The organism is Photobacterium pectinilyticum (assembly GCF_024357955.1).
Taxonomy (GTDB): Bacteria; Pseudomonadota; Gammaproteobacteria; order Enterobacterales; family Vibrionaceae; genus Photobacterium; species Photobacterium pectinilyticum.
The window spans coordinates 1-17,708 of the sequence record NZ_JANEYT010000094.1 but is presented as its reverse complement, the minus strand read 5'-3'; the positions used below and the strand labels follow the sequence as shown (position 1 = coordinate 17,708).

Annotated in this window: 16 protein-coding genes; 13 read left to right on the top strand and 3 right to left on the bottom strand. The window is 48.7% G+C overall.

The annotated features are described in order from the left end of the window. Positions 1-168: 168 nt before the first annotated feature. Together NHN17_RS22920 and NHN17_RS22915 are read left to right on the top strand one after the other, a co-directional pair. A complete protein-coding gene (locus NHN17_RS22920; protein WP_255044980.1) occupies positions 169-1,029 on the top strand; it encodes a DUF3626 domain-containing protein in 861 nt (286 codons plus the stop codon). A gap of 161 nt (positions 1,030-1,190) precedes the next feature. Beyond that, the gene (locus tag NHN17_RS22915) at positions 1,191-2,117 is read left to right on the top strand and encodes an IS5 family transposase (protein ID WP_255044979.1); all 927 of its coding nucleotides are present in this window, start codon (positions 1,191-1,193) and stop codon (positions 2,115-2,117) included. Between the two features lie 288 nt (positions 2,118-2,405). Here NHN17_RS22915 and NHN17_RS22910 read toward each other — a convergent pair whose 3' ends face one another. Beyond that, a complete protein-coding gene (locus NHN17_RS22910; RefSeq protein WP_255044978.1) occupies positions 2,406-2,702 on the bottom strand; it encodes a hypothetical protein in 297 nt (98 codons plus the stop codon). Position 2,703: 1 nt separating this feature from the next. Here NHN17_RS22910 and NHN17_RS22905 point away from each other — a divergent pair, with 1 nt between their 5' ends. Next, positions 2,704-3,396 carry an IS6 family transposase gene (locus tag NHN17_RS22905; RefSeq protein WP_255044977.1) on the top strand — a complete coding sequence of 231 codons (693 nt, stop codon included), beginning with the start codon at positions 2,704-2,706 and terminating at the stop codon, positions 3,394-3,396. Positions 3,397-3,413: 17 nt separating this feature from the next. Here the strand turns inward: NHN17_RS22905 and NHN17_RS22900 are convergent, their stop codons facing one another. After that, entirely contained in the window at positions 3,414-4,379 is a 966-nt protein-coding gene (locus NHN17_RS22900; RefSeq protein WP_255044976.1) for an IS91 family transposase, read from the bottom strand. 406 nt (positions 4,380-4,785) lie between these two features. Then, positions 4,786-5,619 carry a helix-turn-helix domain-containing protein gene (locus tag NHN17_RS22895; RefSeq protein WP_255044975.1) on the bottom strand — a complete coding sequence of 278 codons (834 nt, stop codon included), beginning with the start codon at positions 5,617-5,619 and terminating at the stop codon, positions 4,786-4,788. A gap of 166 nt (positions 5,620-5,785) precedes the next feature. On the opposite strand from NHN17_RS22895, the gene NHN17_RS22890 reads away from it, so the two are divergent. The 10 genes from NHN17_RS22890 to NHN17_RS22845 all read left to right on the top strand — a co-directional run bounded on the left by NHN17_RS22890 (position 5,786) and on the right by NHN17_RS22845 (position 17,577). Further along, on the top strand, positions 5,786-6,925 hold the full coding sequence (locus NHN17_RS22890) for an ornithine cyclodeaminase family protein (RefSeq protein ID WP_255044974.1): 1,140 nt from the start codon (positions 5,786-5,788) through the stop codon (positions 6,923-6,925). An 11-nt stretch (positions 6,926-6,936) separates the two neighbouring features. Further along, positions 6,937-7,338 carry a Rid family hydrolase gene (locus NHN17_RS22885; RefSeq protein ID WP_255044973.1) on the top strand — a complete coding sequence of 134 codons (402 nt, stop codon included), beginning with the start codon at positions 6,937-6,939 and terminating at the stop codon, positions 7,336-7,338. A gap of 61 nt (positions 7,339-7,399) precedes the next feature. After that, positions 7,400-7,705 (top strand): (2Fe-2S)-binding protein, encoded by a 306-nt coding sequence (locus NHN17_RS22880; RefSeq protein WP_255044972.1) that lies wholly within the window; start codon positions 7,400-7,402, stop codon positions 7,703-7,705. Next, a complete protein-coding gene (locus NHN17_RS22875) occupies positions 7,698-9,092 on the top strand; it encodes an FAD-dependent oxidoreductase (protein ID WP_255044971.1) in 1,395 nt (464 codons plus the stop codon). The genes NHN17_RS22880 and NHN17_RS22875 overlap by 8 nt, the downstream gene beginning before the upstream one ends. 22 nt (positions 9,093-9,114) lie before the next feature. Further along, entirely contained in the window at positions 9,115-10,305 is a 1,191-nt protein-coding gene (locus NHN17_RS22870) for an NAD(P)/FAD-dependent oxidoreductase (RefSeq protein WP_255044970.1), read from the top strand. Positions 10,306-10,462: 157 nt separating this feature from the next. After that, entirely contained in the window at positions 10,463-11,926 is a 1,464-nt protein-coding gene (locus tag NHN17_RS22865) for an APC family permease (RefSeq protein WP_255044969.1), read from the top strand. Positions 11,927-11,945: 19 nt separating this feature from the next. Then, complete coding sequence (locus NHN17_RS22860; protein ID WP_255044968.1) at positions 11,946-12,272, top strand: P-II family nitrogen regulator; 327 nt, start codon at positions 11,946-11,948, stop codon at positions 12,270-12,272. A 26-nt stretch (positions 12,273-12,298) separates the two neighbouring features. Further along, positions 12,299-12,853 carry a DUF3156 family protein gene (locus NHN17_RS22855; RefSeq protein ID WP_255044967.1) on the top strand — a complete coding sequence of 185 codons (555 nt, stop codon included), beginning with the start codon at positions 12,299-12,301 and terminating at the stop codon, positions 12,851-12,853. Between the two features lie 126 nt (positions 12,854-12,979). Continuing rightward, positions 12,980-14,620, top strand: coding sequence for an arylsulfatase (locus tag NHN17_RS22850; protein WP_255044966.1), 1,641 nt, complete (start codon positions 12,980-12,982; stop codon positions 14,618-14,620). A gap of 1,619 nt (positions 14,621-16,239) precedes the next feature. Continuing rightward, positions 16,240-17,577 (top strand): MATE family efflux transporter, encoded by a 1,338-nt coding sequence (locus NHN17_RS22845; RefSeq protein WP_255044965.1) that lies wholly within the window; start codon positions 16,240-16,242, stop codon positions 17,575-17,577. The last annotated feature ends 131 nt before the right edge of the window (positions 17,578-17,708 follow it).

Sequence of the window (17,708 nt, the reverse complement as noted above, 5' to 3'; positions counted from 1 at the left end):
ATACATGGATGTGACTGAAGAAATTAACGAAAACAGGATGTTAAGTCTTCAGCAACAGTTAAAAGGAACATAGCGTTATTAATTGAACTGTAATTGGAAAGGCTGCATGATAGGTGACTAAAAGCCGTATAAAAAGCGTTATGCTCTTTGTCGAAAATAGGAGATTTCATGGCTAAAAATGTAGTAGAGCAAGCAATTGAGAATATCAGACTCAAGTCTCAAGGTATTGATTCTTCGATGACTAGTGCTGTTACAATTAATTTCCATCCAGATCGCTTTACGATTGAGAATAAGCCAATACTTCAAGCAATAGCGAACGGCGGCTACCTGAAATCCCAGTTTGAAACAGGTACAAGCAATGGTGGTTTGACCGCTTATGCTGGCGGTGAACGTTGGCTTTGGGAACAAAAGGTTTTTGACGGGGCATATGATAATGCTTTAAATAGTCTTCGACCAAAATATGGTGCTCTAAATTTCAGAAACTACGAAACAGGAGCATCTCCACGGTTTGGATCTTCGTACTTCCAACTTAAACCTCATGTTTCTGCTCGAACAACGTTTTGCTATCCCGACAGCTATTTTGAACCTGAAGACTTTGCTGTTTTCAATCGAGTTAGCCCTTTAATAGATAAAGCATTAGCTTCAAACTCAGACTTGTTAGACGACTATATCGAAGCACATATTCACGGCGAAATCTCAGTAAAAGACGACATTGAATGTCTCGTTCTTGATCCAATTTTTCGCACTGGCCCTATTGAGCGACAAGCTTTGAACTTAGGTATTCCAGTTAAATGGCATAAAGGTTATCGGCTTAGTCTTGAAGAAATAAGTCGTTATCCTGACTATCGAGGCCATAAGTATATAGAACTCGCTAAAGAGCTGGCCCAAAACGGAAGCATAAATGCAAAGATACTGGGTTTAGCGGTTACAAAGCAGGGCTACGATGAGCAAGAAGTGAAAAAAGTATGGCATTACTTGGCTCGGTTTGGCTACCAGTCAGCACGAGCATGCAAGCGTCTAAGACTTTAAGATACTTTTGCTAATCTGAGATAAGCGACTTATCAGATTTCGCATAACTTGCTTCTGTCCAGAACTTTCACAGTTGGTAGGCTTTGTTGCGTAATTCAGTTTGAACTCTTTCCGAAAGTGACGATCTGATCGCTCATGTTCCATCATTCGCTATATGAATCATGAATAAGGCCAAAGTTCGTTACAAGACCCATAACTGGAGAGAGTACAATCAAGCCCTTATCAATAGAGGCTCAGTAACCTTCTGGATTGATGAGGAAGCGATATCGCCATGGGAATGTTCTTCTCACCATGGCGGGCGTGGTCGCAGTAATCAATACTCAGATCTATCCATCACTACAGCATTGATGATTAAAAGGCTATTCAACCTATCATTGCGTGCTACTGAAGGCTTTATTAACTCGATATTGGCGTTAATGAAAGTGTCACTTCAATGTCCAAGTTACACTCGTCTCAGCCGAAGAGCAAAGGACGTTGATGTTTCAATTAAAATGCCTGTCAGAGGTGAAATTCGGCATCTCGCTATTGATGCTACAGGGCTAAAAGTGTTCGGCGAAGGCGAATGGAAAGCCAAGAAGCATGGTGTCGAAAAGCGGCGTTTATGGCGTAAACTTCATCTTGCTGTAGATGCTGATACCCACCAGGTTATCAGTGCTGAGCTCTCTCTTTCAACGGTTACTGATGGTGAAGTTCTTCCTGAATTATTAAAGAAAACTCATCGCAAAATCCAATCAATATCAGGTGATGGCGCTTACGATACTCGTCTATGTTATCAAGCGATTAAACGTAAGCAAGCACGGCCACTCATACCACCAAGAAGTGGTGCTGCATACTGGGAAGATAGGCACCCGAGAAATCAAGCTGTTGCTTGCCAACGCATTCATGGTAGCAATGAGCACTGGAAGAAAACGTCGGGCTATCATTCACGGTCGATATCCGAAACGGCAATGTCGAGATATAAACGTCTTCTTGGTTCCAGCCTGAGTCTACGAGATTATGATGCTCAAGTCGGTGAAGCTTATGCTGCTGTTCGAGCCTTAAATAAGCTGTCGAGCCTTGCCATGCCTAAAACAACTAGAGTTGATTAACTCCAAACGAGTGCTGAATCCGCTCGGCTTAATTTCGATTTACGCAACAAAGCCCTGTTGGTACTTCGTAACTCGGAAGTCACCTTTTCGTATCAGTCTTTTATGATTTCGAGCCAAAGTCGAAAGTTTGGCTTACTTTTCCTCATATAGGCCAACATCATATGCTATTAACATTTATTGATGAAGCTTGACGGCTTCAGTGAGCATTTTGTGAGAGGTAAATAGTCTCAAAGCAATAATAGACCCGCCGAAGCGGATCTGAAAAAGTTAGTACTACCCATTGACTGCTTATTTACTTGCAGTAAGCAAGCTTTTATCTGCAAGGTCACATGCTTCAAAACTTGAAGCTTCAAGTATTTCTTGTGGTTCTGTAGTTCCTTTATGGCTTTCAATATAGAACGCTAGATCAGCCATATGGAGCATGTTTCTAGCTAGTACCCAGCGGAAATGCCCGTAAATTGGATTTGAGCGTACTAAATAATAATCTTCGGCAGTCTGATTTGATGGAGAACCAATACTATCCGGTTGTGTCGCAAACAGGAGTGCTGAGTTAGGATATCCGTCAGCACTCATTACTTTTAGCATTATGACTATCAACTTTTCCGGTCGCCACTTTCCTTCCGACATTATCCTCCTCGTTGTGCGCTATTACGTTTCTTATAAACTCAGCTACCGTGAAATCGAAGAGATCATGGCAGAGCGGGGCATCCGCGTTGATCACTCAACTATCAACCGATGGGTCATCAAATATGCGCCACTGTTGGAGCATCGAGTTCGCGGAAGAAAGAAGCCTGTCGCCTCTTCGTGGCGGATGGACGAGACTTACATTAACGTCAAAGGTCAGTGGAAGTATTACTACCGAGCCGTAGATAAGCACGGTAACATCATCGACTTTTTACTCTGTGACCGCCGTGACGAAAAGGCGGCTCGAGCCTTTTTCATCAAGGCCATAGGGCAAAACGGGTTACATGACAAAGTGGTTATTGATAAGAGTGGTGCCAACGCATTGGCTCTACACAATATCAATATCCAACTCTGGCTAGCAGGGATGATACTCAGCTTGATTGAAGTGCTTCAGGTTAAGTACCTGAACAATATTGTCGAACAAAGTCATCGAAAAGTGAAAGGCAAAATGCATCAGTGCTTAGGGTGGAAATCAGATGAAGGTGCAAAGGCTACACTGGCAGGTATTGAGCTGTGGTCAATGATTAAGAACCAGCAGTTAGATAATCATGACGAGATGCCAGCTTGGGAACAGTTTTATAACCTAGCAGCCTAGTTGTATTTGGAAAACAGTCATTTGTACTTCAGTATAATTTTGCGACAAAACCTGTGCTGGATAAGCCGCCTAATCAACTCAAGCTGGCTGACCTCTTCCGTTTCATATTTTCCCGTGTGATGGTCAAGGTAACGAAATGATAGGTTGGCTTCACCGCGATAGTGGGCCAGCTTTGCACCTGCTATCGGGGGGCGTTTAATATACCGGCCGAGATAGTTGATGGTGGCTTTCGGATGCTGGGTTTTCTTTGCAAAGTGCACATGCCAGAAACGCTGTCGCTGGCGGTTAACAAAGCGCCGGAGTTCATCAAAATCTCGGCAGTGACTCTCTGTATCTTCGATATTCAGTGTGCCGTATTCCGATAGCAGCAAATCGCATAGGCGATGTCGCCATCGCTTTTCAATTTTTCCATGGCAGTAGGCAAGCGCTTTCCAGTCACCATGCCCATTCATTCCACCGAGAGTGACCGAAACATGGACATGGGGATGCCAGGTTAACCGCCTGCCGAAGGTGTGCAAGGCGCAGAAAATTCCAATCTCTAATCCCTGTTGTTTGGCGGCATAGAGTAAGTTATCGACGGCCAGTTGACTGAGCTTATCCAGTAACTGTCGGTTGTGGAGAAAAAGCGGCCAGAAGACATCGGGCATCGTAAACGTCATGTGCATCCAAGGGCAATTGGGTAATCGCTCTACCTGCTGCACTATCCAGTTATCTGTGGCTTTTTTGCCACAACGTGAACAGGCGCGGCTGGAGCAGGTAAACCAAATCGTTTTGGTATGGAGACAGTCGTCATTTTCACAATGTAATGTTTTGCCGCCTAATGCAGGTTTACCACAGGCAAGCATTTTAGCGACTTCAGTGATTTCGATATCTCGAAGGTTGGCCTCTGTCTCCACCATGCGTTGCCAGGCTTTGTTGTATTCAAACAGGAAGTGAATTGGCCTAGGTTGATACGGGGAATTGACAGAAGGGCGTGTAACCATGAGCAGTAAAGGTTATCGGAGCGTCATCATAGCGAGTGAAAAGCCTAATTATACGCATAAACCTGTCACGCGCCCAATTGCAGCGCAGCTGCTATGTTCACGATACGGGACGGATACACCTTTTCTTTTATCTGGTGCGCCTTGATAGTATTAACCCTCGATGGTGTCTATCACCACAGAATGAGGGTTGTGCAGCATGTTTAAGCCGTAATAACAAACCAACCCAGTAAATCACGCCCCTATCACCGTGATTTTTATATACCCTGCCTAAACAAAGATCCATTATATCGACTCATCGCATCATCAAGATAATTTGATATATCACTGGCGCTAAGTAAGCACAACGAGCGCTCGCATCTACAGTTAAAAAATCCAATCTTGGTGCGCCTTGCACCAAGATTGCCCCTCAGTGGCACTGGATCCGTTCAAGGTAGGTCTTTTGTTTCACCCGGTTCAGGTACTCCTGCGGCGTAGCTTTGACCAGCTTTTTGAACTCCTTGAGAAAGTGTGATTGATCGCTAAACCCCAAATCGGCAGCGAGTTCAGAAAACACCAACTCATCATTGTGATTGATGTCATACACCGCACACTGGCAGCGAATCGCCCGGCTAAACCCTTTTGGGGTCAAGCCAATGTCATTTTTGAAGATCCGCTGCAGAGTACGGCTGGTGTAGCCAGACAGTCTTTCCAGCTCCTGAACCTGAATATTGCCCTTGTGCTGGCGGATCTTGGCGATGATCTGATCGCTCAGTCTTGTCGTTTCCCGCTGCGGTTTGCTTTTGAGAAACTGACTTACCCCAACCACCTGCTGCGAGAAACTGCCACTGTCCATCACCTGATCTAGCAAAAAGTCATAATCAGTCATCACCTCAGCCAGGTTAACCTCATGATCAATCAAATCTTGCGCCGAGAGGGCGAGAAAGTCCGGCAGCACCCCAGGTACAAAGCGAAAACCAAAATAGCGATGACCTGGCTTGAACTTTGTCGCGCTGGCTTCAAGCCGGGTACCGCACACCTGCCCTATCGGTGAACCTGCATCACAGTCAAACATGATATCAATACAGCCATCCGGAATCGCAATCGTCGATTCTTGTGAGCTGCCCGCCTTGAAGCTGTAGAAATGCGAGACCTCTGGATTATCCGGCGCCAGGTGGGTATGAAAATGCTCGGAATTCAGCACAAAAAAGGGCTGCTTGGAGTGAATACCAGAGATATTCGATAACAATGCGGTTCCAGACATAGCGACTCTCTAATCCTTGAGTAATAACCCTATCTAGCAAGTGCAATGCCAACCCGGTTATTGGTGAAATAAGAGCCATGTCGCAAAAATACAATACTCACCATAGCCTTGGAAATAGTATCGAAAGCAACACGCTAACACCAACACTAGGGATAGAGGTGATGATATGTCAGAGAGCACCAAGATAGATTTTATTTACCTGTCAGAGCAGGATATGATCAAGGCCGGCGTAACCGATATGCCCGCCTGTGTCGATACCATGGAAGAGATGTTCGAGCTACTGCATAAGGGCGATTACCGCATGGCCGGCCCCAATAACGACTCCCACGGCGCAATGGTCACCTTCCCCGATGAATCGCCATTTGCCACCATGCCAAAACCCACCGCCGACCGCCGGCTGATGGCGATGCCGGCCTACCTTGGTGGTGATTTTCAGACCTGTGGCGTGAAATGGTACAACTCGAATATTGCCAACCGGGAAAAAGGCCTGCCACGCTCGATTTTGATGTTCATCTTAAATGATATCGATACCGGCGCGCCGCTCGCCTATATGTCAGCCAACCTGCTTTCTGCCTACCGCACAGGGGCAATCCCTGGCGTCGGCGCACGTCACCTAGCGCGAAAAGACTCAAAGGTTATTGGCTTGCTTGGACCTGGGGTAATGGGCAAGACCACAGTAGCGGCCTTTATCGCCGCCTGTCCTGAGCTTGATACGATCAAAATCAAAGGCCGCGGCAAGAAAAGCCTTGATAGTTTCCTGACCTGGCTGGCGGCAACCTACCCGCAGATCACCAATGTTGAAATCGTTGACACCATCGAGGATGTGGTCCGTGGCGCCGATGTGATCAGCTACTGTAACTCGGGCGAAACCGGCGATCCATCCACCTACCCAGAGGTGAAGCGTGAGTGGGTGAAACCGGGCGCATTTTTGGCAATGCCAGCCAGTTGCCGCCTTGATGAAGGCATGGAGCAGGCCGGGGTGCGCAAGGTGCTCGATAACACCGGACTTTATCAGGCATGGTTTGAAGAGGTGCCAAAACCTGCTCATAACATTATCCCGCTGGTTGGTGTGCGGTTTATGGACATGATTGAGCAAGGACTGATGTCACTCGATGAGCTTGAAGATCTCGGGGAGATCGTCGCAGGTGCAGCACCGGGCCGCCAAAATGATGAGGAAATTATTGTGATGTCTGTCGGTGGCATGCCGGTGGAAGATGTGGCGTGGGGTACCAAAATCTATCGCAACGCGTTAGAGAAAGGCATTGGGGTGTCATTGAACCTGTGGGAAGAACCGGCACTTAAATAAGGAATAACATCATGCAACGGATCAATTATTCATCAGGCTCGCCGCTTGAAGACTCAGCCGGTTACTCGCGAATGGTCAAGGTCGGCAACCAGATCCACATCGGCGGCACGACTGCTGTGTTGCCGGACGGCTCGGTATCAGGCACCACAGCCTATGAGCAGGCACAGTTTATCTTCGATAAATTTATCGGCTTACTCGATAGAGCTGGTGCCGGTGCCAAAGATGTCTACAAAGTGAAGGCCTATGTCACCGATATGGCCCAGGCCAAGGATGTTGGCGCGGCGTACAGTGAGTTCTTCAAGGAGTTCCGCCCACTGTTTACCATGGTGGAAACCCCGAAACTCAATCGCCCGAGTCAACTGGTTGAAATAGAGCTTGAAGCGATGATTGGCAGCGAAGTCTACGCCGGTTAATAAACGCATAAAAAAAACGACTCGGCAGCAAGCCCCCACCGGTAGTAACTAGGAGTTAAGTATGTTGAAAAGGTTGCATGAAACCAGCCTTGCCAGAGAGTTTGTCTCTATCACTGTTGAAGGCGAGCCATTACAGGTGCCGGTTGGCGAAACCGTGTTGGCCTCGGTGATGGCAGCAGGGATTGGCTACAACCGCACCTCGCCAATCAGCGGCGCCCCCCGTGCCGGTTACTGCCAGATGGGGGTCTGCTTTGAATGCTTGATGGAAATCGATGGCATTCCCAATCAGCAAGCCTGCGCTATCCAAGTCCGGGATGGGATGATCATCAATCGCCAACGCAGCCACAAGGAGATGACCAATGGATAACACCTTTGATCTTATCATTATTGGTGCCGGGCCCAGCGGTATTGCCGCGGCAGTTACAGGCAGCAGCTTGGGACTTAAGATCCTGGTGGTGGATGAGCAGCCGGAGCCCGGCGGTCAGATCTATCGCTCGATGGAGCGCAGCCGTCCGGAAAATATCGATATACTGGGTAAAGACTACTTTGCCGGCAAACCGCTTATCGAGGTCTTTCGCGCATCTGATGTCACCTATATGCCAAACACCACGGTATTGAATATCGCCAGCGATTTCGAGGTGGATTTGCTCACCGGCGGAGTGGTAGAGCGGGTTCGCGGGCAACGAATGCTGCTGTGCATCGGCGCGGTTGAGCGTCCGGTGCCTATCAAAAACTGGACCCTGCTGGGTGTGATGGGCGCAGCAGCAGCCGATATCTTGTTTAAGTCCGCCAACATGGTTCCAACAGAACCTGTGGTCTTGGCCGGTAGCGGGCCACTGATGCTACTCGCGGCCTGTCACCTGATTGATAACGGGGTCGAGATTGCAGCGATGGTAGAAACGGCAAGTATCAAAGACTATATCAAGGCTGCGCCTTTTCTGCCCAAAGCACTGTTCAATCTCTCCTACCTCTTCAAAGGGCTGCAGATGCGCCTTAAGATCAAGCGTGCAGGCGTACCCCTGTATATCGGCTGTCGCGACCTAGAAGTTGTTGGCGATAACCAGGCAGAAGGCCTGCGCTTTCGCTATCTCGGCAAGCAGAAAGACATAGCGGCAAATACCGTTCTGCTCCATGAGGGCGTAGTCCCCAACCTTCGCCTGAGCCAGTCGCTCAACTGCGAGCATCAATGGTATGCCCCGCAGCGATACTTTAAACCGGAGCTTGATACCTGGGGACAAACCAGTGTCGCTGGCGTCTCGATCGCTGGCGACAGCGCTGGGATCGGCGGCGGACCGATAGCGACAGCCAAGGGTCATCTTGCCGCACTCGATTGTGCGCAAAAACTGGGCAAGATCAGCGAAGAGGTACGCGATCAGCTGGCGCTGGAGCACCGCAAAAACCTTAACAAAGAGCTTTCGATCCGTCCCTTCCTCGATCATGTCTTCCCGCCCAATCCTCAACTCGCCAACCCGGCTGACGATGAGATACTGATCTGCCGCTGTGAAGAGATCACCGCCGGCCAAGTCCGCATGGCAATTGCTCAGGGCGCCCGTCATCCGGCGCAGATCAAAGGTAAAACCCGCGCCGGCATGGGGCCGTGCCAAGGGCGGATGTGCGCGGCGACTATCTCCGAGATGATCGCCGATTGCTGCGCTATCGACATCCAAGAAGTCGGCTCACTCAAGATCCGCACCCCACTCAAACCCTTGAGCATTGAGCAGTACGCCAATATGGCGCTGAGTGAAAAAAGCTAAGGCGGCAACATAACAACCAAACGTGACCGGTTGGTGGCAGCCAAGCGCGGCTCGCCCACAGAATGACAAAAAGAGAGACACTATGAAAAGAACGGCAGATGTTGTGATCATCGGCGGCGGGATCATCGGTTGTGCTACCGCCTATTATCTGGCTAAAAAAGGCAAATCGGTGATTGTGCTGGAAAAAAGCAAAGTCATCGGTTACGGCGGCTCTAGCCGCAACGGCGGCGGGGTGCGCCAATCAGGGCGGGATAAACGCGAGCTACCTTTGGCGATGTATGGGGTGAAACACCTGTGGCCGACCCTGAGCGAAGAGCTGGGTGTCGATGTTGAATACTATCAGCACGGTAATCTGCGCCTTGGCAAAACTGATGAGCATCTCGATATCTTAACCGGCTTAACCGCAACAGCAGTTGAGCAGGGGCTCAATGTCCAGATGATCGGTAGTGAAGAGATCAGGGAGCTCTGCCCGCACCTGTCTGATGAGGTGATCGGCGCCAGCTGGTGCCCAAGCGATGGCCACGCCAACCCGTTGCAAACAACGCTGGGCTTTTACAATCGTGCACGCCAGCTCGGTGTGCAGTTTTTAACCGAACAACATGTATTGTCATTGAAAATGGTCGCCGGTGAGATCCGCAACGTGGTCACCAACGATGGTGAATTTGAGGGAGATAAGGTGGTATTGGCAGCCGGCCTTGAAAGCCGCCCTATCTCGCAAAGCGTCGGGGTGGATGTACCGATGAAACCGATTTTTCTCGATACCCTGATCACCGACGCCCAGCCGCCGATGTTTTATCAAATGCTCGGTACCGCGATGGCCGACTTCTACGGCCATCAAACCACCCACGGCTCGTTTGTTTTCGGTGGCGGCACCCCGCTGGACTCCAACCAGATGCGCAGCGCTGCGGATCACACACCCATCGAAGCGACAGCCGCGACCTGCGAGGGGATCCTCAGCTACCTGCCAGCACTGAAGCACGCCAAGGTGGTACGGAGCTGGGTTGGGATCATCGACTGGTGTGAAGACAAGGTGCCGGTTCTGAGCAAGGTTGAGGATGCTCCGGGATTAATTCTGGGCTGCGGCCTCTCCGGCCACGGCTTCGGCATTGCGCCGGCGGTCGGTACCGTGCTGGCTGAACTTGCGTGCGATGAAGCCCCATCGATTGATATCAGTGGCCTTGGTTATCAGCGCTTTGCCAACAGGGCTCAGTAATAGCTATCACCAACAGCAATGTCGCAAAAATACAAGACAGACTGTGAGGCTGATCATAGAATCGAAAATAACCTGTCACAGCGCAAGCCCGACCTTAACGACTTGCCATGTGAGTAATTAGGTTAAGCATTCCCGACATGTATAAGGAGATACAAGGATGGGTACTAATCTCAAAAAAACGCTGGGCTTCTGGTCTTGCTTTGCCGTCGCGGTTGGCTGCGTTGTCGCCTCGAGTACACTGGTTTCACTCGGCCAGGGAATGGGCATTGCCGGCGGCGGCTTTGTCATCGCCATGATTGCCGCCTGGCTGTTGCAACACTTCTCGGCACAAAGCTATGCCGAGCTTGCCTGTATGATGCCGGCATCGGGCGGCATTCGCACCTATACCCGGGTTGCGATGGGCGCACTTCCGGCGGTTGTTGCCACGTTACTTGGCTATCTGGTGCCCAACCTGTTAGCCGCACCAGCCGAGCTGACAGTGGCAGGCTCGGTGCTGACCGAAACCTTCTTCCCGAGTTTGTCACCCATGCTGCTCGGTGGCTTGGTGCTCGGGTTTCTGATGGTCATGAACATCGTTGGTGTCGATATCTTTGCCCGCCTGCAGATTATATTTACGCTCACAATGATCATTTCAATCGCTCTGCTCGGCTTTATTGGCCTGACTGGCATTGGCGCCCTACCCGCACCCGAGCTGACTGAGATCCCATTCAATGCCTTGGGCACTGGGGTATTCAGCCTCACGGCACTGGCGATTTGGCTCTACATCGGGATTGAGTTTGTCACCCCGATGGCGCAGGAAACCAAACGGGCAGAGAAGAACATTCCCCGGGCGATGATCGCTGGCCTTGTGGTAATTTTTGCCGTCAACCTTGTGTATGGCTTTGCCTCGCTAAAATATGTCCCTGCCGAACAGCTGGCCGCTTCAAATCACCCACATGTGGATATGGCACTGGCTGTGCTGGGCAAACCGGGGATGATCTGGATATCCATCGTGTCGGTATTTGCCAGTGCCAGTACCATCAACACGGTGATTGGCGTGGTGCCACGGATGCTATATGGCATGGCATTGAGCCACGAGCTGCCTAAAGTATTCCGTAACATCCACCCACGCTTTCGCACGCCCTGGGTCGGTATTCTATTCATGTCAGGCGGCATTGCGGCTTTCTTCTTCGGTGGTATCGTCAACTCGCCCAACCTGATTGTCTATATCCTGTCAGCCTGTTGTGCCTGGTTGTTCTGTTACATCATTGCCCATATCAATGTGATTATTCTGCGCTTTCGTTACCCCAAGGCACGCCGCCCCTACAAGGCGCGCTTCTATCCTGTGCCGCAGATCGTCGGCTCACTGGGTATTGGTTACTCAATTTTAAATATCGCCCCGGTGCCTGAGATGGCGGAGGCTATCTACAACCTGGTGGGCATTTTGGTGGCACTGGCGGTGGTCTATGGCGTGGTCTGGCTCAAATTTGTGGTTAAGCAGCCGCTGTTCAAACCATTAGACATGCAAGAAGCACAGTCTGAGTGGAAGAAAGTCAGTGACGACCTGGCACCAACCGGGATCCAAGCCACATTTTGTATTGAACCGGACTCGCACATGGATACAGCGCAGTCACGAGTATAAATTTAAAAAGGATGACATTATGTTTTTAGTTCAAGCGATTATCCGTCCAGAAAAAATGGCTGAAGTCACTGACGCGCTGGCTGAAGTAGATATTCAGGCAATGACAAAAGTACCGGTGATTGGCCGCGGCCGCCAAAGCGGGCTTAAGGTGGGTAACATCAACTACAAAGACTTACCCAAAGAGATGATCATGACGGTGGTCGAAGATTACATGAAAGATGACGCGGTACAGACCATTATCAATGCCGCCCGCACCGGCGAAGGCAATCGCGGTGATGGCCGGGTGTTTGTTATTCCCGTTGCAGAGTCTTATAACATCCGCACTGGCGAGCAAGACCAAGAGTAATTGGCAATAAAGACAGGGAGAGTTTTATGAGTGCAAAGCCCAATGCCTTTAATATGGCACAGTCAGCAATTTACACCCATGCTCAGGCTTTCTCCCCCTACTGGGGGGAGGCTCGGCAGTCAGCACAAGGTGTCGTACATTTCAGTCGCTTGCCCGCAGGACTTAAAACCCTGCAGATAAAACCGGGGTTTACCAAGCGCTGGATGGGCGGGACCTGCGCCATGAACATTCTGTTTTCCCATCCAGTGGCAGAGACCAGCCAAAGCCGGATCACCTTCAAGGGGGCACGAGGGGGCGTTTTTGTTGGCAAAACCAACGATGATCTTGCCGCTCGTGTATCAGCAGCACTAGAGGTTGACCGCAAGCTCAAAAACACCCTGCTTGCGATTGATCTCGACAGCCTGGTTATTGAGTTCAATGACGGCGTGGTGACCTGCACCCTGACGCCCTATGGAGGTGGCATGGCCTATTTGGTCATGCCGCCGATCCGCACCCCGATCCCTCTTCCTGCAGAACAAATCCTACCGCTAACCCAAGCACTCGAAACTATCAGTCAGCACATTGTTCGGTGCCAACACTAGGCTCGGTTAAACCAAGTCCCCTTGGGTTATCTCAAGAAAGTAGGAACGCATGGATTGAAGTCCTTACAAAACATATCAGCCGAACCTGCGCTTTAGTTTTGAAAAGAGCATGTAAAAGGTAATTAAATGAATAATTTTTATAAAACGTTAGGCGCTGCCTCTTTGGCAGCAAGCCTAGGGTCCAACGCAGCAACTGAATCACCCAATGTACTATTTGTTGTCGTTGATGACATGGGCTATTCGGACTTAAGTAAGTTCGGCAGTGAGATCCCAACGCCTCATCTCGATCAGTTGGCCAACCAAAGTCTTATAATGTCGAATATGCAAACCGCCCCTACCTGCTCCCCGAGTCGGGCGATGCTATGGACAGGTGTTGATAATCACAAAGCCGGACTGGGCAACATGCTCGAGGAGATGGCACCCAACCAGCAAGGGAAACCCGGCTATGAGGGGATGATCAACCGCAATGTAGTCCTGATCTCAGAAACCCTGCAACAACAAGGGTATGAAACATTTTACGTGGGTAAATGGCACCTGAGCAAAGGGGCAGAGAGCCGTGCTTTTGACAGGGGCTTTTCTCATACCTTTGCGTTAAATAGCGGCGGTGCCAGTCATTATCGGGATATGAAGCCAGCCTACGCTCCGACACCAGATGCCAAGGCCCCCTACTCTGAAAATGGCAAACTGATTGAAACACTGCCGGAGAACTTCACTTACTCCACGCAATTCTATGCCGATAAAGCCATCGAGTATATTGAAGCAACTAAGGACAAGCCTTTCTTTGGCGTGCTCAGCTTTACCGCGCCCCACTGGCCACTACAGGCCCCCGACGAGATTGTCGCCAAGTATCGCGGCAAGTACGATAAGGGCTATGAAGTGCTGTATGAGCAAAGATACAACCAGCAAAAAGCGCTCGGATTTATCCCCGCCGAAACCAGACCGACTAAGATCTTCCCTGAGGGGAAACGCTGGGCCGATCTGACCGAGCAGGAAAAGAAAGTCGAGATCCGCGCGATGGAGATCTATGCCGCAATGATTGATCAGGTTGATAGTTATACCGGCAAGGTGATCAATAAACTGAAACAGCTCGATAAATACGATAATACCCTGATTGTGTTCTTATCGGATAACGGTGTCGAGGGGCATACGCTCGATGAGATCTGGCCGATGGATCAATTCCCCAAAATCCGCACCACTATCGATAATAGCCACGATTTTTCCTATGAGAATATGGGGAAAGAAAATTCTTATGCGATTCTCGGGCCCAATTGGGCGCGGGCAGCATCACCCGGCTTTTATATGTTCAAGGGCTATCCGCACCTTGGCGGGACGCAGGTGGTATCCTTTATCAAGTATCCCCATAAAAACCTGAAGGGCGAGATGTCAGATTCTTTATCAACGATAAAAGACATTGCGCCGACGGTGCTGGCTGTTACCGATATGACCGAGGCACATACCAAAAATATCGGCGATGATCATTATCCGATCTCCGGCCGCTCCCTGTTGGCGCCCCCTAGCCCTGAAGGCCGGGTCGTGATCACCGAACTGTTTGGCAAGGTATCAGTCAATGATGGTAAATGGATGCTCGTTGGCAATATGCTAGATACCGCCGCGGATTGGCAGCTGTATAATGTGGAAAAAGACACCTCGAGCCGCGAGGATCTCAGTCGCAAGCACCCCGCTGTTGTTGAGCGACTAAATCAGGCATGGCTTGCCTACCGCTCAGACAATCATATTATTATTCCTGACTGGGTCAGTGGCTATTAAAACCACCAAAGCGCCTGTTATCAGGCGCTTTTCCTTAACGGCTTCGGATAAAACTGATTGCCATCATGCACCAGCCTGTATTGATTCAAGCTGTTCGCCACACCACAACCTTGTTTAACCATCTGTTATTTAAATAATTAACCTTCATTGGTTTTAATGTAATGAACCATCCCACCCCATAGCGTACCCGAGGCTATGATTATGGTGAAATAAAATCAGTCATTGATTGATGAGTTGGAGGTAGAGTGATGAGCATCGACTTACTTGGTATCGATATTATACTTGATCAATTTCTAGCAAGCTTTTGTCGGATAGGCGGCACCTGTTGCCAGGTGCCTCCCTCCTCAGAACCGTACGTGCAACTTTCACTGCATACGGCTCAAGCCTCCACAAAGGCACCGTTAAGCACCCAGTAACTAAATTACCTTTGCGATACACACTTAAAGCTTTAAAACTGCCCCAATGGTGACTCAGTAAATAAGAAACCACGGTTCGTTGTCAGAAGACGCACTAATTTCATTCGAAATCATCATTTGCTTTTCTTCTTTAATAAAGTTCTTCAAGCTATCTCGCAACGGGAGACCAGTTAGAAGTCAGCTCGCTTTCGCGCCAGATATAAACCTGTATCCCCTTCATTACAAAAGGGCATTCGCTTTCTCTAACCTCCTTTACCTGCATACCTATCGGCAACCCTCACAGGCTGCTTTCCCATAGGGAGGTATACAGGCTTACCCTGTTCCGTATGTTGCGTCAAATGTCAACTTAGATGCCCACTATAGTGCGAAGAGTACGCTGATCACGAAAGAGTAATGTCCAATCTCTTTCCGACTCTCGTTGCCATTTTGGCTACAGCGTATTAACCACTTCCGCTGCTTCATCGTATAACGCACCTTACATGGATTCACATTACATTCATCATATTGACTCCCTAGCACTCACCCGAGTTGTGGTTCTCAGGAGGAACATCTTCTCACGATTCCGTTCCCACTCAGCTTAACGCCTGAGTTTCGTTACATTGTCGGTTCCGCTGCTTTATTCAGGAACCTAGGGTCATCTGGTGATACAGATGGTTCACTCTTATCGTGGTGAACAACGCTTCATACGACTTCAGGTCGCACGGACATTTCTGAGTTACAGGTTTTGCTAAATTAGCAAAGCACGGATTATCTTATGTATGGCAAACCTCTTTCATTCTGGAATCGACAGTTTAGATATGGCTGCAAAGATTTTAGTGAGTTTTGAATCTTACCCGTTGAGGACATAAGTCTTACAGCTATAGTGACTAGCTCGAAGTTTGACAGACAAAAATGTGTACTGTAAATTCACTAACCTAAACGGATTATTAGTTACTAAAAGGAGGCCATGATGATCTATACCATAAAATGGAATTTTCGCATTTTCTCCTCAGCGGATAGAATCCGCCGCTCAGCGTAATATACAGATATAGCTAACCAAGCTAGATCTACGCTCAACGGTACTTGTAACTAACGTATCCGTGCCCCTTCTCGGCCGCGGAAAATTGCGGCTAGTGCTGGGAGCAAACAATCTAAACCACTCTCCTTGATGCTAGCCTCCATTTCTATATGGAGACATACATGAACGTGTATGTTACATAGCAAATGAATTCTCAATCACTTTCAAAGCAGGTTTTAATAATTGCCATTCCTGTGTCTTTAAAGATATTCCTCGATATGGCAATGGTTCTTATTGACCTATTCATGATTGGTAAGCTTGGTACAGCCGAGCTTACTGCTGTTGGCATGGGCCTAGTTCTGCTCTCTGGCTCAATAGGTGTTCTCGACAACCTATTTGCTACAGGAGGTGGCATACTAGTCGCCCGTCTTACAGGCGCAAATAAGCATCAAAGTGCTACAAATGTCCTTGGAGCTATGTTTATCATCGCTTTCCCCTTATACATGCTTGGCACACTTGCTATTCCGTTCGTAGCTGACTTGTATCTGCTATTTCAAACAACCGAAGAAGTCGCTGAACTCGGCTCTCTGTACTTCGGAACTTTGCTTGCAGGCTCAGTCTTTATCTACCTAGATGTCTTACTGTTTACTTACTTTGTTTCAACTGGCGACAGCAAGCTGCCAATGAAAATAAAAATAGCGAGTTTAGGGCTGAATGTAGTATTCAACTATCTGTTTATCTTTGGCAATTTGGGAGCGCCAGCGCTAGGTATTCAGGGGGCGGCATTAGGAACAGTTGTTGCCACCTTATTTAATGTTGGGCTTTATCTCGTTGTTATCAAAAGATCTTGCTTTAACTCTATAAATGCAAAGGATTCCTTCAAGCATATCAAAGACATACTTAAGCTTGGTATTCCATCTGTAGTAGAGAACTTTACATTCCAATTGAGTTGGTTGTTCATAATATCCTTAATTAACAGTTATGCTGCCTCCGTTGCGGCAGGCTTTCAAATTGGCTATAGAGTTGAGAGCATTGCATTTCTTCCAGGTCTAGGGACAGCTGCGGCAGCTGCTACTCTAGTCAGTCGATTTATCGGAGCTAACAAGTCTGAAGATGTTGACAAAGTTGTATTAGTGACAGCGAAAGTGACGTGTCTCTTTATGGGGGTAGTGGGCGCACTGATGGCAATCACTCCTGAGTCATTTGCTCGTGTCTTTACAAATGAACCAAACGTAATCATTGATGCGGCACTCTATATCCGAATCATTGGTCTGGCTCAAGTCCCGTTGGGCCTCCAGTTCGTTTATACCGCCTCTCTAAGAGGACTTGGTGATGTCTCAAAAACAGCATTGATTAAGGTCGTATTACTCTGGCTTAATATCGTTATTCCTAGTTTGATAATTGTTCAACTCGAATTAGGGGTAGTCTGGTTGTTCGCAGTAATAGCATTCGCAAATATAGTGGATGCAAAGGTATTTATATCTAGGTTTAAGCGCTTACGGTCCCCATCGTACATGGCAAAGGTGCATGGTACTGCTGGCTAAAACTAACAGGGTAGCTTGTAATCTACAACAATCTACCCATTAGCTGTTTTATAGGTAAGCGCGTCATAAACCCCACATTCAATTAAGCTTTCCCGAAACGTATGATTTTGTTTTCATTCAAATGGAGACAG

Coding starts and splice junctions, on each gene's coding strand:
- NHN17_RS22920 (WP_255044980.1), top strand. CDS start 169: ATGGCTAAAAATGTAGTAGAGCAAGCAATTGAGAATATCAGACTCAAG.
- NHN17_RS22915 (WP_255044979.1), top strand. CDS start 1,191: ATGAATAAGGCCAAAGTTCGTTACAAGACCCATAACTGGAGAGAGTAC.
- NHN17_RS22910 (WP_255044978.1), bottom strand. CDS start 2,702: ATGCTAAAAGTAATGAGTGCTGACGGATATCCTAACTCAGCACTCCTG.
- NHN17_RS22905 (WP_255044977.1), top strand. CDS start 2,704: ATGACTATCAACTTTTCCGGTCGCCACTTTCCTTCCGACATTATCCTC.
- NHN17_RS22900 (WP_255044976.1), bottom strand. CDS start 4,379: ATGGTTACACGCCCTTCTGTCAATTCCCCGTATCAACCTAGGCCAATT.
- NHN17_RS22895 (WP_255044975.1), bottom strand. CDS start 5,619: ATGTCTGGAACCGCATTGTTATCGAATATCTCTGGTATTCACTCCAAG.
- NHN17_RS22890 (WP_255044974.1), top strand. CDS start 5,786: ATGTCAGAGAGCACCAAGATAGATTTTATTTACCTGTCAGAGCAGGAT.
- NHN17_RS22885 (WP_255044973.1), top strand. CDS start 6,937: ATGCAACGGATCAATTATTCATCAGGCTCGCCGCTTGAAGACTCAGCC.
- NHN17_RS22880 (WP_255044972.1), top strand. CDS start 7,400: ATGTTGAAAAGGTTGCATGAAACCAGCCTTGCCAGAGAGTTTGTCTCT.
- NHN17_RS22875 (WP_255044971.1), top strand. CDS start 7,698: ATGGATAACACCTTTGATCTTATCATTATTGGTGCCGGGCCCAGCGGT.
- NHN17_RS22865 (WP_255044969.1), top strand. CDS start 10,463: ATGGGTACTAATCTCAAAAAAACGCTGGGCTTCTGGTCTTGCTTTGCC.
- NHN17_RS22860 (WP_255044968.1), top strand. CDS start 11,946: ATGTTTTTAGTTCAAGCGATTATCCGTCCAGAAAAAATGGCTGAAGTC.
- NHN17_RS22855 (WP_255044967.1), top strand. CDS start 12,299: ATGAGTGCAAAGCCCAATGCCTTTAATATGGCACAGTCAGCAATTTAC.
- NHN17_RS22850 (WP_255044966.1), top strand. CDS start 12,980: ATGAATAATTTTTATAAAACGTTAGGCGCTGCCTCTTTGGCAGCAAGC.
- NHN17_RS22845 (WP_255044965.1), top strand. CDS start 16,240: ATGAATTCTCAATCACTTTCAAAGCAGGTTTTAATAATTGCCATTCCT.